Origin of the sequence: Microbacterium sp., from assembly GCF_029263575.1 — a bacterium.
GTDB lineage: Bacteria > Actinomycetota > Actinomycetes > Actinomycetales > Microbacteriaceae > Microbacterium.
In genome coordinates this window covers 1-23,956 of the sequence record NZ_JAJUFV010000017.1, presented here as the reverse complement: position 1 = coordinate 23,956, position 23,956 = coordinate 1, and the positions used below count along the sequence as shown (strand labels likewise).

The window sequence follows — 23,956 nt, the reverse complement described above, 5'->3', positions numbered from 1 at the left end:
AGTCTCTGATGCTACTGCCGACACGGGCGCTCACGGGTAGTGCGGTGCCGTGCCGCTCGCACGCCCGATGATGCGCGCGACCATCGCATCCGTGGTGGTGTTCTCCCCCGGCACGTTGGGCTTTCCGGCACCGTGATAGTCGCTGGAGCCGGTCGTGATGAGATCGTGCTTCGCCGCCAGCTCACGCAGCACTTGCTTGCCCCGAGCGGTGTTCTCACGGTGTTCGATCTCGAAGCCGCCGAGGCCGGCGGCGATGAGCCGCTCGATGAAGGCGACCGGCATCATCCGGTCGCGCCCGCTCGTCACCGGATGCGCGATGATCGCCACTCCCCCGGCATTCGTGATCAGCCCGACAGCTGTCAGCGGATCGGGCGCGTAGTGCGGTTCGTAGTACCCCTCACGCGGGTGGAGGATGCCGTCGAAGGCCGCCGCCCGATCACGGACGATGCCCCGAGCGACGAGCGCATCGGCGATGTGCGGTCGCCCGACCGTCGCGTCACCGGTGGTCTGCGCCACGACGTCGTCCCAGGTGAGATCGTGGTCACGACCGATACGACGCACCATCCGCTCGGCGCGCCCGATGCGGTCACCGCGGATGCGCTCGGTCTCCGCGCGAAGCGCGGCATCCGCCGGGTCGAACAGGTAGCCCAGCACATGCACGCTGCGCCACTCGTGCTTGGCTGACAGCTCCATACCCGGCAGAAACGTCATACCCAGCTGGGCCGCCTGCGCGGACGCCTCAGCCCACCCGCTGGTCCGATCGTGGTCGGTCAGCGCCATTGTACGGATGCCGTGGGCAGCTGCCTGGCGCACCACCTCAGCAGGGCTCTCGGTGCCGTCGGAATGATTCGAGTGCAGATGCAGATCGCTCGGTCCGCGGAAAAGATGTGCATCTGCCATGCATCGACCATACTGCGCCGAGCACACAGTGACGCGGCAGGCGATTCACAGCGTGCGACCGTAGGCTTATGAGGATGTTTCGTCTGCTGGGAGTCCTGGTCACCGTGCTGTTCGCGATCGCGACAGCCATCGTCGTCTGGCCGCAGTTCTTCCAGCTCGAACAGACGTTTCCCTTCGCCCAGCTGATCGCGGTGCGCGGTGTCGTGCTCGGCGGATTTCTCGTGATCGCGGTCCTGGCGCTTCTGCTGCTTCTCGCCCGACCGATGCGGGGTTTCGCGGCATCCATTCTCATCGTCGCCCTGCTCGGCGCCGCCGCGACCGGCGCAGTCGGCGCCGTGCGCGGATTCGGCACCGGGTCGCTGCCGGAGAAAGCCGATGAAAGCATTCGGGTGCTGACCTGGAACACCGCGGGCGAAGCGGTCTCGGCCGAAGAGATCGCCGATGCGATCCTGTCGCAGCAGGTCGACGTCGTCTCGCTGCCGGAGACAGCGGAATCGGTCGGCGAACGCATCGCCCTCATGCTGCGTGAGCAGGGGCATCCGATGTGGGTGCACCACGTGCGGTTCGGCGACGTCCCCAACGGACCGCAGGCGTGGGAGACCACCGTGCTGGTGGCTCCCGATCTGGGCGACTATTCGGTGATCGACTCGTCCTCCGACGGCAGCAGCAACACCTCTTCCGTGCCGAGCGCGGTCATCATGCCGGTCGACGGCACCGGCCCCACCATCGTCGCCGTGCACGCTGTCGCCCCACGCGTCGAGGCGATGGAGCGCTGGCAGTCCGACCTGCGGTGGATAGCCAACCAGTGCCCGGCCGGCGACTTCATCCTCGCGGGCGACTTCAACGCGACCGTCGACCACATGGCCTCGCTCGGTGTGAACGGCGGCGACATCGGCAACTGCCGCGACGCGGCGAGCCGAACCGGCACCGGCGCGACCGGAACCTGGCCAGCGTCGTATCCGGAGGTGCTGGGTGCTCCGATCGATCACGTCATGGCCAGCGCGAATTGGGAACCGAGCGGGTCGCTCGTCCTCGACGCAGCCGGCAGCGATCACCGGGCGCTGGTCGTGCAGCTCGAGCCGGCGAGCTGACCTCTTGTTCACATGGTACGACGGTTCCTCTGGCCGCCGTCGTCGACTCACGCTATTGTCTGTAAAACTTCTTACTAGTTATTCTGGTGCCGCACTGTCGGCGCGGCACCGAGGAGCCACCGGAGACCAACGTCGCGATCTCCGATATCGCAGAGGGAGACCTGATGAAGAAGAGAACTCTTGCAGGCCTGGTGGCTGGCGTCGCGGTTGCCGTGATGCTCGCCCCGTCCGCGAGCGCCACCGTGTCGCACGCCCTGACGAGCACCCCGGCGCAGAGTGCCGCTGCCGCTGTCGAGTGCGCACCGGCGTGGTCGGCGAGTGCCGTGTACACCGGCGGCGATACGGTTTCGTACGACGGCCAGAACTGGTCGGCGCAGTGGTGGACGCAGGGCGAGACACCCGGAACGACCGGCCAGTGGGGCGTGTGGCGCAACGCCGTGCCGTGCGGCTCCGGCAGTCCCGAAGAGCCCGACCCAGACGAGCCCGATCCCGATGTCCCCGCCGACGGCACTCCCATCGAGAAGGCCGGAACCCTGCAGGTGTGCGGCACGATGCTCTGCGGCGAGAACGGCCAGCCGGTCCAGCTACGCGGCATGAGCACGCACGGCCTGCAGTGGTACAGCCAGTGCATCACTGACTCGTCGCTCGACGCCCTGGCCTACGACTGGAGCGCCGATGTGATCCGCCTCTCCACCTACGTGCAGGAAGGCGGCTACGAGACCAACCCCGCCTACTACACGAACCTCGTGCACACCCTCATCGAGAAGGCCTACGCCCGCGGCATGTACGTCATCGCCGACTGGCACATGCTGACCCCCGGTGATCCCTGGTACAACGTCGACCGCGCCAAGACCTTCTTCACTGAGATCGCCCAGCAGCACGGAGATAAGGGCACGGTGCTGTATGAGATCGCGAACGAGCCCAATGGGGAAGACGTCAGCTGGAGCGACATCCGCTCGTACGCGCACGAGATCATCCCCGTCATCCGCGCGCAAGACCCGGACGGCGTCGTGCTCGTCGGGACGCCCGGCTGGTCGTCACTCGGCATCTCGCAGGGTGGCGGCCCGGGTGAGATCATCGCGAACCCCGTGGACGCGTCCAACGTCATGTACACGTTCCACTTCTACGCCGCGTCGCACGATCAATTGTACGTCGACGCCCTCGACACGGCATCGGATTCTCTGCCGATCTTCGTCACAGAGTTCGGAGCGGAAGAAGCATCCGGCGACGGCGCGCTGAACTTCACCCGGGCGAACCAGTACCTCGACCTGATGGAGCAGAAGAACATCAGCTGGGTGAAGTGGAACTTCTCGGATGACGCACGCTCGGGAGCTGCCTTCGAGCCGGGCACCTGCGCCGCAGGCGGCCCGTGGAACGGCGCATCCCTCAAAGCAACAGGAGCGTGGGCGCGCGACAACATCCGCGCCGGCGAACTACCTGCGACCGGATGAGTTCTACGGGCAGGGCGGCACCTGGCCGCCCTGCCCGCGGAGTGAGAGACTGGAGGCATGAGCACCGCAGAAGGCGACACGACCGCCGAAGCCCCCGTCACGAACCGCAAGCAGCCATTCCCGCGCGGGTTCCTCGACACGATCTCGACCGGTTGGGCTGACCGCCCCGAGTCACTGCCCTCCGCCCGCCCGCAGGCCGCGTTCGCCGCCGCCCGGCGCGAGAAGGTCTCAGCCGCGTTCGATGGCAAGCGCCTGGTCATCGAGGCCGGTTCGCTCAAGCAGCGCAGCAACGACACCGACTATCCGTTCCGCGCGCACTCCGCATTCGCGCACCTGACCGGATGGGCCGCGGACAGCGAGCCCGACTCCGTGCTCGTGTTCGAGCCGACCGATGCCGGCCATGAGGTGACGCTGTACTTCCGCGAACGCGCCGACCGGACCACGACCGAGTTCTATGCGGATGCCACCGTCGGCGAGTTCTGGATCGGCCCGCGCCCTTCCCTCGCGGGTGTCGCCGCCGATCTGGCAGTCGCCACCGATCACCTCGAGGCGTTCCGCCCGTCCAACGACGATGTCACCGTGGACGACGCCGAACTCGCCCGCGTCGTCTCCGAGCTGCGCCTGATCAAGGACGAGTACGAGATCACCGAGCTGCGCCGTGCCGTCGAGATCACCGCACGTGGTTTCGACGACATCATCGCCGCTCTTCCGCATGCCGCACAGCATGCCCGCGGCGAGCGGGTCGTCGAAGGCGTCTTCCACCGGCGTGCCCGTGAGGACGGCAACGGCGAGGGTTATGACACGATCTCGGCATCCGGCCCGCACGCGTGCTACCTGCACTGGACGCGCAACGACGGCGCTGTGATCCCCGGAGACCTCATCCTGGTGGATGCAGGCGTCGAGGCCGACAGCCTCTACACCGCCGATATCACGCGCACGTTGCCGGTGAACGGCACCTTCTCTGACGTGCAGCGTCGCGTCTATGAGACGGTGCTGGAGGCCGCGGATGCCGCCTTCGCCGCCGCGCGTCCGGGCGTGAAGTTCCGCACGGTGCACGAGGCGGCGATGTCCGTGATCGCGAAGCGCACCGCCGAGTGGGGCGTGCTGCCGGTGTCGGCCGAACAGGCTCTGGATGCGGAGGCCGGAGGCCAGCACCGCCGGTACATGGTGCACGGCACGAGCCACCACCTGGGCATCGACGTGCACGACTGCGCCCAGGCGCGTCGTGAGATGTACTACGACGGTGAGCTGGAGGCGGGCATGGTCTTCACGATCGAGCCCGGCCTGTACTTCCAGATCGACGACCTGACCGTGCCGGAAGAGCTGCGCGGCATCGGCGTGCGCATCGAGGACGACATCCTCATGACCGCGGACGGCCCCGTCAACCTGTCGGCTGACATCCCGCGCACCGCGGATGAGGTCGAGGCGTGGATCGCGAGGGGCCGCGAAGCTTGAGCAAGCGCGGCGGCCTCGCGCGCCGACTGTTCTGGACGGGTTTCGCGGCCTACACGGCCGCGGCGGCCTGGGCCGAGTGGGTGCACTGGCGATCCAGTCATCGGCTTCTGGGGAACGCCCCCACCGTTGGGCACGAGGTCGTCGTCGTGCTGGGATACGGCAACCGCGGCGAACGCGCGAACTTCGTGAACCGATACCGGGTGCGTGCCGGCATCCGATCGCGTGACCGCTCAGCGGACAGCATCGTGATCATGTGCGGCGGCACGGTCGAGGGCGCCATACCCGAAGCGGAGATCATGCAGCGCTACGCCCGTGAGGAGCTGGGTTTCACCGGGCGCATCCTGCTCGAGGCGGAGAGCCGCTCGACGCAGGAGAACATCGAGAATGTGATCGGGCTGCTCGAGCACGCGGGCACCATCAAGATCGTCTCGAACTCGCCGCACGCCGAGGTGGCGCGCGAGTACCTCTGGCAGCTGCGCCCTGACCTGGCCCAGCGCCTCGTGCGCGCCGATGAGCACCGACTCGGTGAGATCATCCCGATGAAGATCGCCGCGGCGGTGCGGCTGCTCCTGTTTCGGCTACAGCAGCGCTGAATCCACGAGGGGCGCAAGTGAGGCGCCGATCTCGTCCGCGGGACGTTTGGCGCCCTTCACCTCGAAGGAGTGCCCGCCGCCTTCCACCCAGGCGATGCTCGCGTTCTGGCAGGTCGCGACGACCTCGTCGAGCTGAGACACCGGCTGGATGAACGGATCGTTCTTTCCCTCGATGAACAGCTGCGGCACGCTGATCCCCGGCAGGTGATCAGCGCGGAGCCTGTCTGGCTTTCCCGGAGGATGCAGCGGATACCCCAGGTAGATCAGCCCATCGACCTCGAGGCCCTCAGCCACCGCCATCGATGCCATCCGCCCGCCGTATGACTTCCCCGCCGCCCACACCGGAACATCGGGCTCCTGCACGCGGGCGTGAGACACCGCCTCGCGCCACGTCGCGATCGCATGCGCGGCCGGCCCCGGCAGTCGCCGGCCCTGCTCGCGGTAGGGGAAGGTGAAGCGCAGCGTGGAGAATCCCAGCGCGTTCAACGCGTCGGAGAGCCCGACGAGGAACGGGTGGTCCATACCGGCACCGGCGCCGTGCGCCAGTACGACGACGCCGCGCCCTGTGCCCTGACCCCACTCGGTGGAGACCGACACACGGCCCTTCGGCAGCTCGACGCTCAGGCTCACGCGTCGTCGCGCTTCGGCGTGCCTTCGTCAGGCGCGGCATCCGGTGCGGAAGGCGCGGCGTCCGGTGCGGGATCGGGCCCGTCTGCTGAGGGCGCAGCATCCGGTGCGGGATCAGACGCCGGCGCGTCGGCCGCGGGTGCGTCGGGAGCGATCCGCTCGCCGTAGCGCGGAACGGGATCGGCCGGGCGCGGCGGAATCACGTGTCCGCCGACCTGCTGCGCATCGGTGGTGTCTGGCTGGGCTGCGGGCGACTGCGGCACTGCACTCGTCTCAGACCCGGGTGCGATGCGCTCACCATACCGCGGGGGCTCGTCGAGGTTCACCGGCGGGCGCACGACCTCGGTGCGCTGCGCTTTGCCCAGCACCTCACGCGCCTTGGCCAGAGAGTCTGCCTGCACGGCGACCTCATAGTGGTCGGCGGCCAGTTGCGTCACGCTCGCATAATCCCGCCGGCGGCGCACAATCGCATACGTGATGAGGCTCAAGATCATGCCGAGGGCCACACCGATGAAGATGTACCCGAGGAACAGCTGCATCGGCACGTCGGGGTTGCCGATCACGAGGATCGCCGACAGCAGCAGACCGATCAGGACACCGTTGACAGCTCCCTGCCGGGCAGCGGTGGCGTAGCCGAGTCGCCCCGTGATGCGCTCGATCGTGCGCACTCCCTGACCGACGATCGCGATGTGGCGCGCCGGCACATCACCCGCGATCAGCTTGGACACGGTCTTCTGCGCGGCCTCGTAGTCGCGCACCGATGCGACGGTGTCGCCGACAGCGGCGCTGCCTGCAGGGCGGTTCAGCATGCTCATCTGGCCATTGTCCCATGCATAGCTCTCGATAAGCCGAGATCGGTATAGGCGCGGGCTACGCTGGAGGAGTGAGCACACAACGGGTTTTCGTCGCGCGCCTGGCTGGTTGCGCTGTCTTCGACCCCGTCGGCGACCGGCTCGGCAAAGTCCGCGATGTCGTCATCGTCTACCGAAGTACCGCGGCCCCGCGCGTGATCGGTCTCGTGATCGAGATTCCCGGGCGGCGGCAGGTGTTCATGTCGATCGGTCGGGTCACATCGATCCGCTCCGGGCAGGTGCTCACGACAGGTCTGATCAACGTGCGCCGGTTCGAACCGCGCCCCGGCGAAGTGCGCATTCTCGCCGAGATGCTCGGGCGCCGCGTCGAGCTCATCGAAGATCAGGGCCGGGCCGTGATCGAAGACGTCGCCATCGAACCCAACCGTCTCGGCGAGTGGAGCGTGAGCCAGCTCTTCCTGCGCAAGCCGAAGACGAGTGCCTCGCCGTTCGCGAAGGGCCCGACGACGTTCGCCGCCTGGAACGAGGTCGCCGAGAAGCGCACGCCTGGCGAATCGCAGTCGGCCGAACAGCTGGTCGCCTCGTACTCCGAGCTGCACGCCGCCGATCTCGCGACGACGCTGCTGGATCTGCCCGAGAGACGCATCATCGAGGTCGCCCGAGAGCTGCCGAACGACCGCATGGCCGACGCCCTCGAAGAGATGCCCGAAGACGACCAGGTGCGCATCCTCGAGCGACTGGGCGACGAGCGAGCCGCCGACATCCTCGATCAGATGGAGCCGGACGACGCCGCCGACCTGCTCGCTCAACTGCCCGAGAAGCGCACCGAAGAGCTGCTCGATCTCATGGAGCCCGAAGAGGCCGAAGACGTGCGCACGCTTCTGAGCTACGACCCCGACACGGCGGGCGGCTTGATGACGACCGAGCCGATCGTGCTTTCGGCTGATGCCACGGTCGCCGAGGCGCTGGCGCTGATCCGTCGCCATGAGCTGCACCCGGCCCTGGCCGCGGCGGTGTTCGTCACCCTTCCACCGTTCGAGACGCCCACCGGTCGCCTGCTGGGCGTCGTACATTTCCAACGGATGCTGCGCTACCCGCCGCACGAACACCTGGGCGCGATCGTGGATGAGACTATGGAGCCCGTCTCAGCGACCGCCTCGGCGGCAGAGACGGCCCGCCTTCTCGCCAGCTACGACCTCGTGTCGCTGCCGGTCGTCGACGCCGCGAACCGCCTGGTCGGCGTGGTGAGCATCGACGACGTGCTCGACTATCTGCTGCCCGACGACTGGCGCAGCCAGGATGCCGAGACCGATGCGCTCAAGGGCGGTGCGCTGTGATGGCACGATCTGACCGCTCAGCACTCGACGCTCCCCGCCGCAGCCGCGTCAGCGCACGCCAGCGCCCCACCTCGCGCGACCGCTTCGGCCGCTTCACCGAGTGGGTCGCCCGCGCCATGGGAACTCCCGCCTTCCTGCTCATCCTCACGGTGTTCTGCGTCGCCTGGATCAGCTGGAACGTGCTGATGCCGACCTCCCTCCGCTTCGATGACGCAGCCCTCGGGTTCACGGCGCTCACGCTGATGCTGTCGCTGCAGGCCTCGTACGCCGCGCCGCTCATCCTGCTGGCGCAGAACCGGCAGGACGACCGCGACCGCGTGCAGATCGAGCAGGACCGCCAGCGCGCCGAGCGCAACCTCGCCGACACCGAGTACCTGGCCCGCGAGATCGTCGCGCTGCGCATCGCGCTGGAAGAGCGCAACGCTCAGGCCGTCACACGCGATGTGCTGCGCCAAGAGCTGCGATCGATACTCGACGAGCTCGGCGACGATGACGACGAAGGCTCTGCCCCTGCCACCGATGCTGCGTCGGCGGCAGGACAGCGACCACCTGAGCGATGAGCGCCGCCGATCGTGTCCGTGCGGCGGTCGGCGCAGTCTCCGATCCGGAGCTGCGCCGCCCGATCGGCGATCTCGACATGGTGCGAGAGATCTCCGTCGACGATGGACATGCTCACGTCGCGATCGCACTGACGATCGTCGGATGCCCGGCCGCCGACCGCATCGAATCCGATGTGCGCCGTGCCGCGGCATCCGTCGACGGCATCGCCGATGTCACGATCGACTTAGGGGTGATGACGCCCGCCGAGCGCAAGGCACTGACGGAGAAGCTGCGCGATGGGCGTCCGGCCAGGCAGATGCCCTTCGGGCCCGATTCGCTCACCCGCGTCATCCTTGTCTCCAGCGGCAAGGGCGGCGTCGGAAAATCCACCGTCACCGCGAACCTCGCCGTCGCGCTGGCGGAGCAGGGCCTCGCGGTCGGGCTCGTCGACGCCGACGTGCACGGGTTCTCGATCCCCGGCCTTCTCGGCATCCCCGCCGGCACCCAGCCGACGCGCATCGACGACCTCATGCTCCCGCCGGTCGCACACGGGGTGAAGACGATCTCGATCGGAATGTTCCTCCGCGATGGCGATGCCGCCGTCGCCTGGCGCGGGCCGATGCTGCACCGCACCGTGCAGCAGTTCCTCACCGACGTCTTCTTCGGCGACCTGGACGTGCTGCTGATCGACATGCCGCCGGGAACCGGAGACATCGCGATCTCGATCGGACAGATCCTCCCCCACGCGGAGGTGCTGGTCGTCACGACACCGCAGGCCGCGGCATCCGACGTCGCCATCCGCAGCGGAGTCGTCGCCCGACAGACCGGCCAGCGTGTGATCGGGGTGGTCGAGAACATGGCCGCGCTGACCCTGCCCGACGGCACCGTCGTCGACCTGTTCGGCACCGGCGGCGGTGCGGCCGTCGCCGAGGCGCTCTCGCAACCCGATGAAGACGTCCCCCTGCTCGTGTCGATTCCGCTGAGCCCGCAGCTTCGCACCGGCGGAGACACCGGCGTGCCCGTTGTCGTCGGTGAACCGGCCGATGCCTCGTCTGTCGCGATCCGCGCGGTCTCGGAGTACATCGCACACCGCGGCCGGGGTCTGGCGGGGCGCTCCCTGCCGCTGTCGCTGTGAAAGACTTCTGAGGTGACCACCGATTCCCCGCCCCGTTCGATCCAGGTCGATGCGGAGTTGCACCGCGGAATGGTCGGCGATGCCGTCCTCTACGCCCTCACGCGGCCCCTGGCCGTCATCGCGTACACGGCCCTGCTGGCCGCGCTCATCGTCAACATCGTCGTGCTCACCATCACGGGCGGCGCCGGCGGCGCGCGGGCCGTCACCCTCTCGTGGATGCCCGTCGCGATCGTGGCGCTGATGGTCGCCTCGATCATGTTCACCCGTGCATCCGTGCGCCGAGCCATCACGACGGCCATGCCCAGCGGAACGACCGTGAGCGTGCAGGTGAAAGAGAAGAGCATCCAGCTCATCGCCGAGCGCGGCGTCTCGGACATGCCCTATACGACATTCACCGCCGTGCGTGTGGGGAAAAATGCCGCGCTGCTGCGTCTGCGGGGCGAATCCGTCGTCACCGCGGTGCCGCGCGCCCTGCTCAGCGACGAGGACATCGCGCTGATCCGCTCACGCATCTGAGCTCAGGTCGCCTCGCTGTCGAACGGGGGTGGCGTCTCTCGCGTGAACACGGGGCGCTCTCGTGGGATGCGCGGCGGAACCGGTTCAGCGGATGCCACGGCCGCGGTCGCCGTCGCCGTCGTTGCCGCGGCGGCGACAGGCGCGGATGCGGGTGAGTCGTCGAGGAGCGCGTCGCGGATGATGCGACGGGGATCGTACTGACGCGGATCGAGCTTTCGCCAATCGACATCGTCGATCTCGGGGCCCATCTCATCGCGCATTCTGGACTTGGTGTCGCGGACGTATTCGCCCACCCACCGAACAAGCCCGGCGAGCTTCTCGGCCATCACCGGAAGCCGTTCCGGGCCGATGACGATGGCAGCGATCACCCCGATGAGAACAAGCTTCTCGAAGGTGAGTCCGAAATCCATGTACATAGGCTACCCGCCGCGCCTGCCCGCTTCCGACAGGGCATGCGAATACTCTGGAAGCAGCAGGAATCTCACGGGAGCAGGGTCATGAGCGAGAACGACGCAAACGCACGTTACATCCGCGAGGCGATCATCGAGCCCGCCGCCATCGCCCGCGCGCGCACACACGCCGTCGAACTCGGCGCTGCGCCGATCAGCGCTGCCGTCGGTGCGCAGCTGGCCGTGCTCACGGCCGCGGTGGGGGCCCGTTCGATCGTCGAGATCGGCACCGGCGCGGGTGTCTCGGGGCTCTGGCTCATGCGCGGCGCACCGCAGGCCGTGCTCACCTCGATCGACAACGAGCCCGAGCATCTGGTCGCCGCTCGTCGCAGCTTCAGCGAAGCGAAGGTCCCCTCGACCAAGGCGCGGTTCATCACCGGTCGCGCGGCCGATGTGCTGCCGCGCATGAACGAGGCCTCCTATGACATCGTGCTCGTCGACGCCGACCCCGAGAACGTCATCGAATACGTCGAGCACGGGTTGCGTCTCGCGCGCACCGGCGGCATGGTGCTGGTGCCCCGCGTCCTCGCCGGTGGCAAGGCCGCTGATCCGGTGCAGCGCGATGAGGTCACCGCGGCCTACCGCTCGCTCATCCAGGAAACCCAGGAATCACCGGCCGTACTCGCGGCTCTCTCAACAGCCGGCGAAGGGCTCCTGCAACTGGTCAGCCTCAACACCGAGGGCATGTGAGCCGGCACGCATCCGGCGTCTGAGCGGGCCGTCGAAGACCGCAGACCCGTCGTCCACCGCAGACGAAGAGGGGCGGCAGATCCGTGGATCTGCCGCCCCTCTAGCGATTCGTCGAACGATCAGGCCACGACGCCTGCCAGCACGTCGTGCAGCTCCTTCGCTTCGGCATCGTTCACGGAGACGACCAGTCGGCCGCCGCCTTCCAGTGGAACGCGCACAATGATCAGTCGCCCCTCCTTCACGGCCTCCATGGGTCCGTCTCCGGTCCTCGGCTTCATCGCTGCCATCGTGGCTCCTTTTCCCTCGGTGGTATGCATCAAGTTTATCGGTATGCTTCCGCCCCTGCTCGCGTGTGAGAGAACAGCGGCTTAATTCGCCGTCACGGAACCTGCCAGAACTGCGTAGCCACCGCGTAGACGTGATAGATCCACACCCACTGCCCCACCAAGCACAGCGCCAGCACCGTCAGGCGATAGCTGCGCGAGCGCGGCACGGCGACCGCTCCCCACAGCGGTGTGAGGGGCATCAGCAGCCGGAACGTGCTCGACTGGGGAAAGAACACCGCCAGCAGATACAGCACGTAGCTCGCGCTCCACAGCCGCAGGTCGGCGCCCAGACGTCGCACCAGCGCCGCGAACAGCAGGACCGCAGCGGCCCCAAGCACGAGCAGCACGAGGGCGATCAGCCCCCACCGGCCGGGCATGCCCCACTGCGTGAACCAGAACTGTGCGGCCTGCACCCAGCCGTCGAACGGTACGAAGCCCCCGCCTGCGTCTGCGATCCAGTTGCGACGCCATGAGAGCTCGGTCGCCAGGTACGCACCCGGATCTCCCGTCACGATCCCGGCGATGACCTGCCACGCGAACCCGGTGATCGTCGCCAAGAGACCGAGCGCGACGATGTGCACGATCTCGCCGACCGGCAGCGGGTCCTGACGGCGGCGAATCCAGCGGAGGATGCCGTAGAGCCCGAGATACAGCGCGAAGGCCAAGATGCCGGGGCGTGTGAACGCCGTGACGAGGATGACCGGATAGACCCAGCCGTAACGGCGACGCGCGACGAGGTCGAGAGCGATCAGCAGCAGCAGCACGAAAAGCGCCTCCGCGTAGCCGACCTGGAAGAGCGCGGCCAGCGGGCCCCAGGCGAAGAAGGTCACCGCCCACAGCGCCGCGGATGAGCCGATACGGCTGTGCAGCAGCCGATACAGCGCCACGCAGGCGAAGAACCCAGCGACGAGCGTGACGATCAGGGCACCGGCTCCCCAGGACCCGAACGGGAGCCCCACCAGCTGCGCGGCATAGGCATAGACAGGCATGAATGCCCAGGCGTTCTCGGCCACCTGGCCCGACGCTGTCAGCGGAAGGTCGGCGGGATACCCTTCATACGCCACGAGCCAGTACCACTGCGCGTCCCAGCCCAGCACGAAGCTGCCGATGTTCGCGTCAGCCCCGAAGCGGGAGAACGGTCCCGACAGGTGCGCGGCGAACTGCAGGAGGGCCGTGGTGACCAGTCGCGCGGTGACATAGATCACCGCGATGCGCACGATGATCGGCGTCCGCGCCCACCACCGTGCGGCAGCGATCAGCGCGCGGTGAGCCACGCCCGCAAGCCCTGCTCGACCGCGGTGATCTGCGCGATCGGCACGCGCTCCTCATCATGGTGGGCGAGGTGCGGATCCCCGGGGCCGTAGTTGACCGCCGGGATGCCCAGGGCAGAGAAGCGGGCGACGTCGGTCCAGCCGTACTTCGGGCGCGGGACCGCGCCGACGGCCGCGACGAACTGCTGAGCGATCGGCGCGTCCAGGCCTGGCCTGGCGCCATCGGCCGAGTCGGTTATCTCGACGTCGAAGCCGTCGAGCACGCCGCGCACATGAGCCTCGGCATCCGCCGCCGTCTTGTTGGGGGCGAAGCGGTAATTGACCTCGACCTCACACAGATCGGGGATCACGTTTCCCGCGATGCCGCCGGTGATGCGCACGGCGCTGAGACCCTCGCGGTAGGCCAGCCCTTCAACCTGCACCTCTTTCGCGCGGTACTCCGCCAGACGCGACAGGATCGGCGCGGCCGCGTGGATGGCGTTCTCGCCGATCCACGCGCGTGCGCTGTGAGCACGCACACCGCGGGTGCGAACGACCGCGCGCAGGGTGCCGTTGCATCCGCCCTCGACCTGCCCGTTGGAGGGCTCACCGAGAATCGCGAAGTCAGCGGCGAAGAGATCCGGTCGATCGGCAGACAGCAGATTCAGGCCGTTCAAGGACGCCGCGACCTCTTCGTTGTCGTACCACATCCAGGTGATGTCGACCACGGGTTCGGTCAGCTCCGCCGCGAGCCGCAGCTGCACGGCGACGCCCGCTTTCATATCGACCGTGCCGCGACCCCACAGGTGCGGCTCACCATCGATCTCGATGTCTCGCGTCGGAACGTTGTCGTTGATCGGCACGGTGTCGATGTGTCCGGCGATCACGACGCGCTGATCACGGCCCAGATTCGTGCGGGCGACGATCGTGTTGCCATGACGGATCACCTCGAGGTGCGCACACTCGGCGAGCGCGGCCTCGATGGCGTCGGCCAATCGGGCTTCGTCGCCGGAGACGCTAGGGATGTCACAGATCGTGCGAGTGAGGTCGACGGATGACGCGGTCAGATCGAGCAGCATCCGTCCAGCCTACGGCGCACAGCTGTCGAGTCGAAGACCGGTAGCGTATGAGTCATGAACAACGAGCGCACTGTATGGGGTACCGGTCTGACCACGATTGCCGCCGACGGCACGGCGCTCGACGCGTGGTACCTGCATGTGGGCACGGGCGAGGCGCCGGCATCCGACCTCGATGAGCTGTCCGGCTACGTCGGGGCCGACGAGCGGCGCGCGGTCACGATCGACACGATCCAGCTGCAGATCGACCTCGACGCCGCCCCGACTTCCACCGCCGACGCATACCTGCGCCTGCACGCGCTCTCGCACCTGCTCGTGCGCCCCAACGACGTTAATCTCGAGGGCATCTTCGGCCACCTGCCGAACGTGGCGTGGACCACAGCCGGCCCGATGCACCCCGCCGACGCCGCTCGGTTGCAGCCACAGCTGCGTCGGCACAGCATCCAGGTGCAGAGCCTGGACAAGTTCCCACGTCTGACCGACTACGTCCAGCCCGAGGGCGTTCGAATCGGCGACGCCGCACGCGTACGGCTGGGCGCGCATCTCTCCCCCGGCACCACCGTGATGCACGAGGGCTTCGTGAACTTCAACGCCGGAACGCTCGGCGCTGTCATGGTCGAGGGCCGCATCTCCCAGGGCGTCGTGGTCGGCGCGAACAGCGACATCGGCGGCGGCGCTTCCATCATGGGCACGCTCTCGGGCGGCGGCACCGTTCGCGTATCGATCGGCGAGCGCACTCTCCTGGGTGCGAACGCGGGGCTCGGTATCGCGCTCGGCGACGACTGCATCGTCGAAGCCGGCCTCTACCTCACCGCTGGCACCAAGGTCGTGCTGGCTGATTCTCCGACCACAGCCGACGGCGGCAAGCGCATCGTCAAGGCAGCCGAGCTCTCGGGACATAACGGACTGCTCTTCGTGCGCAACTCCGTCAGCGGCGCGGTCGAGGCTCGTCAGCGTCAGGGCGTCGGCGTCACCCTGAACGAGGCTCTGCACGCCTGAGGCCCAGTGCCTGGTAGTATTGAACGGTTGTCCAGATTCGTCTGAGACAGCTGCGTCGTCGACACGGGGTCTTCTCGACCGAAGCGAGCTGCACAGCTCCTCCACCAGTTGGCGTTTCGAACGGCGAACCTCTGCGCACTTCCTGTGCGCGGTCGCCCACCCTACGAACCATGCGCGCTGCGGCGCGCTCACGGAGTACCACTATGCCTACCTTCCTCGAACTCGGCGTACCCGCACGCCTGGCCGACTCACTTGCCGCAGAGGGCAAGACCGAGGCCTTCGCGATTCAGCGCGACACGCTTCCTGATTCGCTTGCCGGACGCGATCTGCTCGGTCGCGGCCGAACCGGCAGCGGCAAGACGATCGCCTTCGCGATCCCGCTGGTCGCACGCCTGAGCGCTTCGAACACGAAGACGCGCCCGCAGCATCCGCGCGGCCTGATCCTCGCCCCCACGCGTGAGCTCGCAACCCAGATCGCCGCGACCGTCACACCTCTCGCTGAGACCGCGGGCCTGCGCGTCACCACGATCTTCGGCGGCGTGAGCCAGCGTCCGCAGGAGCAGGCTCTGCGCAGCGGCGTCGACATCGTCGTCGCGTGCCCGGGACGCCTGGAAGACCTCATGAAGCAGAAGCTCGTCTCGCTCGACGCGGTCGAGGTGGCTGTTCTCGACGAGGCCGACCACATGGCCGATCTGGGCTTCCTCCCCGGCGTCACCCGCATTCTCACCGCGACACCCGCGGGCGGGCAGCGACTGCTGTTCAGCGCGACGCTTGATCGCGGTATCGACGCGCTTGCGAAGCGCTTCCTGTCGAACCCGGTCAGCCACGAGGTCGATGAGGCGAGCGTGCCTGTCGGCGAGATGACCCACCGCGTGCTCATGACGACCGGAACCGAGCACAAGACCTCGCTCGTGCGCGATCTCGCCTCGGGCACGGGCCGGCGCATCCTCTTCACGCGCACCAAGCACCAGGCGAAGAAGCTCGCCAAGCAGCTCACAGCCGCCGGAATCCCCGCGGTCGATCTGCACGGCAACCTGTCCCAGAACGCGCGGGAGCGCAACCTGACCGCGTTCTCCGCCGATCCCGCCGACGGCGGCGTACGCGTGCTCGTCGCCACCGACGTGGCCGCACGCGGCGTGCACGTCGACAACGTCGACCTGGTCGTGCACGTCGACCCGCCGATGGAGCACAAGGCCTACCTGCACCGCTCGGGACGTACCGCGCGTGCGGGCGCCGCCGGCACCGTCGTCACCGTCGTACTGCCCGAACAGCGCCGCGATGTGAAAGACCTGCTGCGCAAGGCGAAGATCGCAGCCGACCTCGAGCAGGTGAACGCCGACATCGTCGACGAGCTCGTCGGCGAGCGCGCCGCCTACGTCAAGCCCGCTCCTCCGCAGCCCCAGCAGCGCCAGCAGCCCAAGAAGCCGCGCCAGCCGCAGCAGGGCGGCGCGCCGGCCTCTGGCGCGCCCGCTCGCCGTCGCCGGCGCCCCCAGAGCGGACAGAGTCAGAACGGCCGTCCGCAGGGCGCTCAGGGTCAACCCGCGTCGCAGGGGCAGCGCACCGGCGGTCAGCGTTCCGGCGGTCAGCGCTCCAGCGGCGGGCAGCGCTCCGGCATCCAGGTCGGTCAGCGGGTCGACACGCGGCGCTCGCGTCGTGCCCAGGGCGGCGGGGGCTACGCAGGGCGCTGAGCGGGCGACACAATGTCGATCCGCTGAGGCAGACCGCTGCGACCGAGGACGGGCAGCAGCGCTTCCCTCAGATCGGATGCCTCGACACCCGGTGAATCGTGCACCTCGACTCGGGCGATGAGCAGCGTACCGCGCAGCTCATCGTCAACCGCGTCGATGCGACACGACACCACCTGAGGAAGGCTCTCGAAGGCTCGGCGCATGCGCAGCGGCGAGACCAGCTCGCCGGCCGTATCCACTAATCCGTCGGCACGTCCGTGCAGGTGGAGACCTGCGGCGCTGACCTCCCCGGTGTCACCGGTCGGTGTCGGTTCGTCCGCCAACGGGGTGTCGACGATCACACGATGTTCGTGGTCGACGAGCAGGCGCACCCCGGCCAACGGCTGGAATCCCTCGGGCGGCAGCCGGACAGCGAACGTGCCCGTCTCGGTCGTTCCCAGGCAGTCGATGACTCGTGCCCCGGTGCGCACGCGCATCTCCTCCGCGAGCTCATCTTGCAGGCGTGAGGACCCGGAGACGATCAATCGCAGATGCCCGCTATCGAAAGCGCCCGCCCGTACCGCGCGTGCCAGCTGCATGGGAACGCCCGTGACGCAGGACGGCTGATGGTCGGCCGCCATCGCCACGATCTCATCGGACGGCGACTGGGCGCCGAGCAGCACGGTCGCGCCACGCAAGAACCCGGCGACGACCGCGCTCAATCCGTGTCCGTGATCCAACGGCGCCAGCACGAGAACGGGTCCCGCAGGCCAGTGGATCCGTCGGTCGAGGTCGGCCAGCGGGATGAGGGCGCGAAGTCGAAAGCTCCGGCGTCCGGTGACGCGTGGCGTGCCGGTGCTCCCGCTGGAGAGAATCATCAACTGACCTGCGGCCCTCGCAGGTTGTCGGCCTCCGTCCCACAGGACATCCCGCGCGGGGTCCAGAAGATCGGTGAGCCGCAGCTGGTCTGCGACAGCATCTCTGTCGTGCTGGCTCAGCCGCCGGCCCAGCGGAACCGCATCAAGCCCGGCAGCCAGCGCCGCCGCGAGCAGGACGACGCTGGCGGCGCTCTGGTCGATGCCGATGCCGACCCGGCCGCCAGCCTCGCAACGATCAGCGAGCGCGGCCGCGGTCGCGTGCAGCGCCCGGCGCAGGCGCGCGTAGCTGATCTGCTCCGCGCCGCGCACCAGCGCGATCTTGCGTTCGTCGCGCAGTGCCCCGAGCTCGATCGCCGCCGGCAGCGAACCCCCATGCATCCGAAGAATGCGTGCGGTGCGCCACGGATGCCGCAGCACGCCGACCCGGCAGATCAGAGAGCCCATCGCGGCCCCGGAGGAGACGCCGCGCAGCGTCACGCTGTCGGTCACCGGCGCACCGTCCTGCTTTCGTGCGACGCGAGCAGACGATCGAGCGCCGTGGGCCACAGCGCCAGAAGCGCAGCTACCGGCGAGAGCCACCACGGCCCATATGTTCGACGCCGGGTGACGATGGCGCGCGCGATGAGCCCGGCCGCATCGACCGGTCGCATCGCCGCACTCCGTGCGTAGGCCGGTGTCGGAGCGATCATCTCCGTTCGGACGAGCGGCAGTCGAACGAGCGAGACCGTCACCTCGGGCGCGATCTCCTGAGCGACAGCGGCGAACCACGCATCCGCCGCCGCTTTGGAGGCGCCGTAGACAGACCAGCCCGCCGCGGGAACGACCGCGCTGACCGATGACACAGCCACCACGCTGCCACCGCCGCCGCGCTGCATCGCGGGGATCAGCACGCGCATCAGCGCTACCGGCCCCAGTGCGTTCACGCCGAATAGGCGCTCGGCATCGTGCCCACGGTCCGCGTACTGTGCGAGCGTGCGGTGGATGGAGTGTCCCGCGTTAGACACCACGACCGCTGGCGGTCCGTGCTCGGCGATGAGCGCGCGGGCGGCGTGCTCGACGGCATCGCGATCGCGCAGATCCAGCCGAATCGCGTGCGCCTCACCGCCGCGATCGCGGATCTGCTGCGCGATGACCTCGAGTGCCTGCGTCGAGCGCGCGATGAGCACGACGCGTGCTCCGGCCGCTGCGAACCGGCGCGCGCACTCTGCCCCGATTCCCCGGGAGGCTCCGGTGATGACCACGAGACGCCCCGCCATCACACGTCGCACACGTGCGCCGTGTGGAGGACGCGGGCGCATTCCGAGCATCCATTCGAGAAGGCTCATATCCACCGTCGTGACGCCGGAGCGCTGGTGGGCAGAGACACGGACGTCGGCATCGCCGGCGGTTTCTCAGCGCGTCGGGAAGTGCCGTTCGCCGGCGCCGGTGTACAGCTGCTGCGGGCGGCCGATCTTGGTCTGCGGGTCGAGGTTCAGCTCGCGCCACTGGGCGAGCCAGCCGGGCAGTCGTCCGATCGCGAACAGCACCGTGAACATGCGGGTCGGGAAGCCCATCGCCTTGTAGATGACGCCGGTGTAGAAATCGACGTTCGGGTACAGGCGACGCTCTTTGAAGTAATCGTCGGCCAGCGCGATCTCCTCGAGTTCCTTCGCGAGGTCGAGCAGCGGGTCGGTCACGCCGAGCTCGCGCAGCACCTCATCGGCGGCTTCTTTCACGAGCTTCGCGCGCGGGTCATAGTTCTTGTAGACGCGGTGCCCGAAGCCCATGAGCTTCACACCCTCTTCTTTGTTCTTGACCCGCTCGACGAATCGCGCCACGCCCTGACCCGACTCCCGGATCTCGGCGAGCATGCTGAGCACGGCTTCGTTGGCGCCGCCGTGCAACGGGCCGGAGAGCGCCTGGATGCCGGCCGAAATCGAGGCGAACTGGTTCGCGCCGGTCGATCCGACCAGACGCACCGTCGAGGTCGATGCGTTCTGCTCGTGGTCTTCGTGCAGAATCAGCAGCAGCTCGAGAGCCTTCGACATCACCGGGTTGACCTCGTAGGGCTCGGAGTGCACGCCGAAGTTCAGCTTGAGGAAGTTGTCGACGAAGCTCAACGAGTTGTCAGGGTAGAGGTAGGCCTGGCCGACGCTCTTCTTGTGCGCGTAGGCGGCGATCACGGGGAGCTTGGCGAGCATGCGCACCATGTTCAGCTCGACGTGCTCGGGGTTGTTGGGGTCGGTCTGACCCTCGTAATAGGTCGAGAGCGCCGCGACCGCGGACGACAGCACCGACATGGGGTGCGCGGTGTGCGGAAGCGCCGAGAAGAAGTGCTTGATATCTTCGTGCAGCAGCGTGTGCCGACGGATGCGGTCGTCGAAATCTGCCAGCTCCGCAGGCGAAGGAAGCTCGCCGTAGATGAGCAGCCACGCCACCTCGAGGTAGCTGCAGCTCTTCGCGATCTGCTCGATCGGGTAGCCGCGATATCGGAGGATTCCCTGATCGCCGTCGATGAAGGTGATGTCGGACTTCGTGGAGGCGGTGTTGACGAAGCCGTAGTCGAGACCGGTGTACCCGGTCTGCTTGGTCAGCGTCGAGAAGTCGATGCTGTCAGCACCCGCCGTGCCACGCAGAACGGGGAACTCCGCGGTGTTGCCGCCGATCGTGAGAGTCGCTTTCTCCTGCTGATCTCCCGCTGAGCTCACGCGGTCCTCCTTGTACATCGTGATCGACCGTGTCGGTCTTCTTCGTCGAGGCGTGCGCCTCGCGCGGTGCGTGGTTGCACCGCGAACGAATCGCCATTACAGCCTAGTGCTCACATTGGCCTACTGTGACATCCGCCAAGAGATGCCGGTGGAACGTCGTCGAAACCTACAGCGCGGATGCTGGCCTGACCGACGGCGCAGCCTCGCGCAGACGCCGCGCGCCCTCGGCGACCCGCTCCAACGGTGCGGTCAGCGACAGCCGCACATGGCGGGCACCCGCCGCCCCGTAGAACAGTCCGGGCCCGGCGAGGATGCCGATATCAGCCAGACGCTGCATCGATTCCCACGCATCCCGACCCTCGGTCGCCCACAGATACAGCCCGGCCTCAGAGCCCTCGATGCGGAATCCGGCGGCTTCCAGCGCGGGGCGCAGCAGATCTCGACGAGCACGGTAGAGCTCTTTCTGCTCGGCCACGTGCGCGTGGTCACCCAGGGCCGCCGCCATCGCATGCTGAACCGGCGCCGGCGGCATGAGTCCGAGGTGCTTTCGAGCAGTCAAGAGGTCGCCGATGATGCGCGCGCACCCCGCTACGAAGGCCGCCCGGTAGCCGGCGAGGTTGGACTGCTTGCTCAATGAGTAGACGCTCAGCAGGCCCTGTCGGCTCCCTCCGCTCGCACGGGGATCGAGCACGGACGGCACCGGCTCGTCCGCCCACAGGCCGTCCCAGCCGAGCTCGGCATAGCACTCGTCGCTCGCGAGCACCGCCCCGAGCTCTCGAGCGCGGGCCACCGCGACGGCGAGCTCCTCGGCAGTCCATGTGCGACCGTCGGGGTTTCCCGGCGTGTTGATCCAGATCAGCCTGGCACCTTCGGGCCACGCTGCCGGATCGTCTTCTGCCACCGGCGTCGCCCCGGCGACCCTGGCCCCGACTTCGTACGTCGGGTAGGCGATGCGGGGGACCACGACGATGTCGCCCTCGCCGAGCCCCAGCAGAGTGGGAAGCAAGGCTACGAGCTCTTTCGATCCGATCGTCGGCAGAACGTTCTCGACCGTGAGGTCTGTCACACGGCGTCGCCGTGCATACCAGTCGACGATCGCCTCGCGAAGGGCGGGCGTGCCGACCGTCTGCGGATAGGCGTGTGCGTCTGTCGCCTCGGCCAGTGCGTGCCGGACGACGTCGGGGGTCGGATCGATCGGCGACCCGATGGACAGATCGACGATGCCCTGCGGATGCTCTGCCGCGCGCTGCCGGTACGGCACGACCGCATCCCACGGATAGTCGGCGAGATCGCGGACACCCACGGCGACTACTCGCTCTGCGGGGGCAGAGCGGCCACGATCGGATGGTCGTACTTGATGACGCCGACCTTCGCAGCCCCTCCGGGCGAGCCGACCTCGTTGAAGAACTCGACGTTGGCCTTGTAGTAGTCGGCCCACTCTTCGGGCAGGTCGTCTTCGTAGTAGATCGCCTCGACGGGGCACACCGGTTCGCAGGCGCCGCAGTCGACGCACTCATCGGGGTGGATGTAGAGCGAACGTTCGCCCTCGTAGATGCAGTCAACGGGGCACTCGTCGATGCAAGCGCGATCCTTGACATCGACGCACGGAAGGGCGATCACATACGTCACCCCTCCAGTCTACGACGGGTTCAGGGCGCTCTCTTCGCGTGCAGGGGTTTCACGTGCTTTGCGCTGCGGCAGCGCGGGCCAGGCGACAGCCAGCAGGCTAATCCCCGCGACGAGATAGATCCAGATCTGCCCGTAGATCGTGTTCGGCACGACGACGGATCCGCCCGGCCCCGTGCCCGACATGATCAGCAGCATCCCTAGCATCCCGACCGCTGTGGCCAGGGTCGACAACCGGTCGTGGGTCAGTGCGCGCACGGCGACGAGCAGTGCGGCACACGCGATGGCTCCGATGATGAGCCCGACGGGGATGACACCCCAGAGCAGGCTGTGCGCCATGGTTCCGGCAATGCCGTAGACAGCCCCTACAAGGGCCGCCGCCACACAGGACAGAACACGCGAAATCCACATACGCACCCTGTGATCTTACGCGCAGCGCGCGCTCACACCGCCCAGCCGACGAGCCGAAGCAGCGCCGCGACGGCCGCCGCCGCGATCACCACTACGAGGAACGACTGCCGCAGATACAGCAGCCCTGCAGCGACCAGCACCGCCGGAACGCGCGCGTCGACGACGACGGCCTGGCCATCTCCCAACGTCTGCACGGCGACGAGGGCGGCGAGCAGTGCGACCGTCAGCAGATCCGAGATGCGCGCCGGCCGCGGCGCCTCCAGCAGGTGGGCGGGAATCAGATACCCGAATGCCTTGAGCGCGACGCATGCGCACGCGGCCAGCAGCACAGCACTCCACACGCTCATGCGCTCGCTCCGTTCATCGGTGCGCGGCGTTCAGCACGCTCACCGCTGAACCAGTTGAACCACCCCACGACGATCGCCACGACCGCGGCCACGATCACCGGCAGCCCGGGCATGATGACGGGCGTGAGCGACGCGGCGACGACAGCACTTGCGGCGCCGACGACGACCGCTTGACGTTTCTTCAGACGCGGCCACAACAGTGCCAAGAAGGCGGCGGCTGCCGCGGCATCCAGCCCCCAGGCCCTGGGGTCTCCCAGCACGTCACCGATCAGCGCCCCGACGAGGGTGGTGAGGTTCCACCCGACGAAGACGCCGATGCCGGTGACCCAGAAGCCCAGGCGACGAAGCGGTGCGGTGCTCTGCGAGATGGCCACGGCCGTCGACTCGTCGATCGTGACGTGCGCGGCGGCGACGCGGCGCCAGAAGCCGGTACCGATGATCGGCGACATCCGCATGCCGTAGGCAAGATTTCGCACTCCCAACAGCACAGCCGACGCGATCGCCGACGGCAGCGCGACGATCCCGCCGGCGCTGAAGACGCCGACGAAGGCGAATTGCGATCCCCCGGTGAACATCACGAGGCTCAGCACGCAGGTCTGCCAGACATCGAGCCCGGATGCCACGGCGAGCGCGCCGAACGAGATGCCGTAGGCGCTCGTGGCCACGGCGACGCCGATGCCCTCGCGCCACGCCTCACGTCGTGCAGTCACGGAACTCCCTTCGTTCACTTCAGTGAACACCTGACCACCATTGTGAACGTCCATTGCCCTCTCGTCAAAGCGAACGACCGTTTGCCATAATGAACAGATGGAAGAGTTGGGATCACGCATCGGTCGGGCGCTGCGTCGCGAGCGAGAATCGGCGGACCTCAGCATCTCCGAGCTCGCCCGACGCGCCGGCGTCTCCAAGGCGACCGTCTCGCAGCTCGAGAACGGCACGGGAAACCCCAGCGTCGAAACACTGTGGGCGCTGGGGGTCGCGCTTGATGTTCCATTCGCCGTGCTCGTGGTCCAGCAGGCGAACGCGCCCACGCTCATCCGCGCCGACGATCTCGCCGGTGTCCCATCGGCCGCGGCCGCCTACAGCGCCAGTC

Annotated in this window: 27 protein-coding genes; 12 read left to right on the top strand and 15 right to left on the bottom strand. The window is 68.0% G+C overall.

The features are described from left to right. Positions 1-30: 30 nt before the first annotated feature. The gene (locus Q1J95_RS03300) at positions 31-900 is read right to left on the bottom strand and encodes a PHP domain-containing protein (RefSeq protein ID WP_300265844.1); all 870 of its coding nucleotides are present in this window, start codon (positions 898-900) and stop codon (positions 31-33) included. Between the two features lie 74 nt (positions 901-974). On the opposite strand from Q1J95_RS03300, the gene Q1J95_RS03295 reads away from it, so the two are divergent. The 4 genes from Q1J95_RS03295 to Q1J95_RS03280 all read left to right on the top strand — a co-directional run bounded on the left by Q1J95_RS03295 (position 975) and on the right by Q1J95_RS03280 (position 5,490). Continuing rightward, positions 975-1,991, top strand: a complete 1,017-nt coding sequence (locus Q1J95_RS03295; protein WP_300265843.1) for an endonuclease/exonuclease/phosphatase family protein — start codon at positions 975-977, stop codon at positions 1,989-1,991. 164 nt (positions 1,992-2,155) lie between these two features. Further along, positions 2,156-3,442: a cellulase family glycosylhydrolase gene (locus Q1J95_RS03290; RefSeq protein WP_300265842.1), complete on the top strand. Its 1,287-nt coding sequence runs from the start codon at positions 2,156-2,158 to the stop codon at positions 3,440-3,442. A gap of 57 nt (positions 3,443-3,499) precedes the next feature. After that, on the top strand, positions 3,500-4,897 hold the full coding sequence (locus Q1J95_RS03285) for an aminopeptidase P family protein (RefSeq protein ID WP_300265841.1): 1,398 nt from the start codon (positions 3,500-3,502) through the stop codon (positions 4,895-4,897). After that, positions 4,894-5,490, top strand: coding sequence for a YdcF family protein (locus tag Q1J95_RS03280; RefSeq protein ID WP_300265840.1), 597 nt, complete (start codon positions 4,894-4,896; stop codon positions 5,488-5,490). The genes Q1J95_RS03285 and Q1J95_RS03280 overlap by 4 nt, the downstream gene beginning before the upstream one ends. On the opposite strand, the gene Q1J95_RS03275 is transcribed toward Q1J95_RS03280, so the two are convergent. Continuing rightward, a complete protein-coding gene (locus Q1J95_RS03275) occupies positions 5,476-6,087 on the bottom strand; it encodes an alpha/beta family hydrolase (protein ID WP_300265852.1) in 612 nt (203 codons plus the stop codon). The genes Q1J95_RS03280 and Q1J95_RS03275 overlap by 15 nt on opposite strands. Before the next feature lie 29 nt (positions 6,088-6,116). Next, positions 6,117-6,932, bottom strand: a complete 816-nt coding sequence (locus Q1J95_RS03270) for a general stress protein (protein ID WP_300265839.1) — start codon at positions 6,930-6,932, stop codon at positions 6,117-6,119. Between the two features lie 68 nt (positions 6,933-7,000). Here Q1J95_RS03270 and Q1J95_RS03265 point away from each other — a divergent pair, with 68 nt between their 5' ends. Genes Q1J95_RS03265 through Q1J95_RS03250 form a run of 4 tightly spaced genes read left to right on the top strand, consistent with a single transcriptional unit; the run spans position 7,001 to position 10,457 of the window. Further along, positions 7,001-8,266: a CBS domain-containing protein gene (locus Q1J95_RS03265; RefSeq protein ID WP_300265838.1), complete on the top strand. Its 1,266-nt coding sequence runs from the start codon at positions 7,001-7,003 to the stop codon at positions 8,264-8,266. Continuing rightward, a complete protein-coding gene (locus Q1J95_RS03260) occupies positions 8,266-8,826 on the top strand; it encodes a DUF1003 domain-containing protein (RefSeq protein ID WP_300265837.1) in 561 nt (186 codons plus the stop codon). Before Q1J95_RS03265 ends, Q1J95_RS03260 begins: the two co-directional genes overlap by 1 nt. Continuing rightward, positions 8,823-9,941, top strand: a complete 1,119-nt coding sequence (locus tag Q1J95_RS03255; RefSeq protein ID WP_300265836.1) for an Mrp/NBP35 family ATP-binding protein — start codon at positions 8,823-8,825, stop codon at positions 9,939-9,941. The genes Q1J95_RS03260 and Q1J95_RS03255 overlap by 4 nt, the downstream gene beginning before the upstream one ends. A gap of 12 nt (positions 9,942-9,953) precedes the next feature. Beyond that, entirely contained in the window at positions 9,954-10,457 is a 504-nt protein-coding gene (locus tag Q1J95_RS03250) for a YcxB family protein (RefSeq protein WP_300265835.1), read from the top strand. A gap of 2 nt (positions 10,458-10,459) precedes the next feature. Here Q1J95_RS03250 and Q1J95_RS03245 read toward each other — a convergent pair whose 3' ends face one another. After that, the gene (locus Q1J95_RS03245; protein WP_300265834.1) at positions 10,460-10,867 is read right to left on the bottom strand and encodes a Sec-independent protein translocase TatB; all 408 of its coding nucleotides are present in this window, start codon (positions 10,865-10,867) and stop codon (positions 10,460-10,462) included. 87 nt (positions 10,868-10,954) lie between these two features. Here Q1J95_RS03245 and Q1J95_RS03240 point away from each other — a divergent pair, with 87 nt between their 5' ends. After that, positions 10,955-11,596: a class I SAM-dependent methyltransferase gene (locus Q1J95_RS03240; protein ID WP_300265833.1), complete on the top strand. Its 642-nt coding sequence runs from the start codon at positions 10,955-10,957 to the stop codon at positions 11,594-11,596. Positions 11,597-11,715: 119 nt separating this feature from the next. Here the strand turns inward: Q1J95_RS03240 and Q1J95_RS03235 are convergent, their stop codons facing one another. From Q1J95_RS03235 to dapE, 3 genes are all read right to left on the bottom strand, one after another. Next, positions 11,716-11,883, bottom strand: a complete 168-nt coding sequence (locus tag Q1J95_RS03235) for a DUF3117 domain-containing protein (RefSeq protein WP_300265832.1) — start codon at positions 11,881-11,883, stop codon at positions 11,716-11,718. 92 nt (positions 11,884-11,975) lie between these two features. Next, complete coding sequence (locus Q1J95_RS03230; protein WP_300265831.1) at positions 11,976-13,196, bottom strand: hypothetical protein; 1,221 nt, start codon at positions 13,194-13,196, stop codon at positions 11,976-11,978. Further along, on the bottom strand, positions 13,178-14,251 hold the full coding sequence (dapE, locus tag Q1J95_RS03225) for a succinyl-diaminopimelate desuccinylase (protein WP_300265830.1): 1,074 nt from the start codon (positions 14,249-14,251) through the stop codon (positions 13,178-13,180). Before dapE ends, Q1J95_RS03230 begins: the two co-directional genes overlap by 19 nt. A 54-nt stretch (positions 14,252-14,305) precedes the next feature. On the opposite strand from dapE, the gene dapD reads away from it, so the two are divergent. Further along, entirely contained in the window at positions 14,306-15,247 is a 942-nt protein-coding gene (gene dapD / locus Q1J95_RS03220; protein WP_300265829.1) for a 2,3,4,5-tetrahydropyridine-2,6-dicarboxylate N-succinyltransferase, read from the top strand. Between the two features lie 203 nt (positions 15,248-15,450). Next, a complete protein-coding gene (locus Q1J95_RS03215; RefSeq protein ID WP_300265828.1) occupies positions 15,451-16,935 on the top strand; it encodes a DEAD/DEAH box helicase in 1,485 nt (494 codons plus the stop codon). Here Q1J95_RS03215 and Q1J95_RS03210 read toward each other — a convergent pair. The 8 genes from Q1J95_RS03210 to Q1J95_RS03175 all read right to left on the bottom strand — a co-directional run bounded on the left by Q1J95_RS03210 (position 16,920) and on the right by Q1J95_RS03175 (position 23,573). Then, complete coding sequence (locus Q1J95_RS03210) at positions 16,920-18,281, bottom strand: AMP-binding protein (protein ID WP_300265827.1); 1,362 nt, start codon at positions 18,279-18,281, stop codon at positions 16,920-16,922. The genes Q1J95_RS03215 and Q1J95_RS03210 overlap by 16 nt on opposite strands. Then, positions 18,278-19,117, bottom strand: coding sequence for an SDR family NAD(P)-dependent oxidoreductase (locus tag Q1J95_RS03205; protein ID WP_300265826.1), 840 nt, complete (start codon positions 19,115-19,117; stop codon positions 18,278-18,280). Before Q1J95_RS03205 ends, Q1J95_RS03210 begins: the two co-directional genes overlap by 4 nt. 66 nt (positions 19,118-19,183) lie before the next feature. Beyond that, positions 19,184-20,479 (bottom strand): citrate synthase, encoded by a 1,296-nt coding sequence (locus Q1J95_RS03200; protein WP_300265825.1) that lies wholly within the window; start codon positions 20,477-20,479, stop codon positions 19,184-19,186. Between the two features lie 166 nt (positions 20,480-20,645). Continuing rightward, complete coding sequence (gene dapC, locus Q1J95_RS03195; protein ID WP_300265824.1) at positions 20,646-21,782, bottom strand: succinyldiaminopimelate transaminase; 1,137 nt, start codon at positions 21,780-21,782, stop codon at positions 20,646-20,648. Positions 21,783-21,787: 5 nt separating this feature from the next. Continuing rightward, entirely contained in the window at positions 21,788-22,108 is a 321-nt protein-coding gene (fdxA, locus tag Q1J95_RS03190) for a ferredoxin (protein ID WP_300265823.1), read from the bottom strand. 9 nt (positions 22,109-22,117) lie between these two features. After that, positions 22,118-22,516, bottom strand: coding sequence for a histidinol dehydrogenase (locus Q1J95_RS03185; RefSeq protein WP_300265851.1), 399 nt, complete (start codon positions 22,514-22,516; stop codon positions 22,118-22,120). 32 nt (positions 22,517-22,548) lie between these two features. Continuing rightward, positions 22,549-22,863 carry an AzlD domain-containing protein gene (locus Q1J95_RS03180; protein WP_300265822.1) on the bottom strand — a complete coding sequence of 105 codons (315 nt, stop codon included), beginning with the start codon at positions 22,861-22,863 and terminating at the stop codon, positions 22,549-22,551. Next, the gene (locus Q1J95_RS03175; protein ID WP_300265821.1) at positions 22,860-23,573 is read right to left on the bottom strand and encodes an AzlC family ABC transporter permease; all 714 of its coding nucleotides are present in this window, start codon (positions 23,571-23,573) and stop codon (positions 22,860-22,862) included. Before Q1J95_RS03175 ends, Q1J95_RS03180 begins: the two co-directional genes overlap by 4 nt. 97 nt (positions 23,574-23,670) lie before the next feature. On the opposite strand from Q1J95_RS03175, the gene Q1J95_RS03170 reads away from it, so the two are divergent. Then, positions 23,671-23,956 (top strand): helix-turn-helix transcriptional regulator (locus Q1J95_RS03170; RefSeq protein WP_300265820.1); only part of this gene is annotated, 286 nt, incomplete at its 3' end.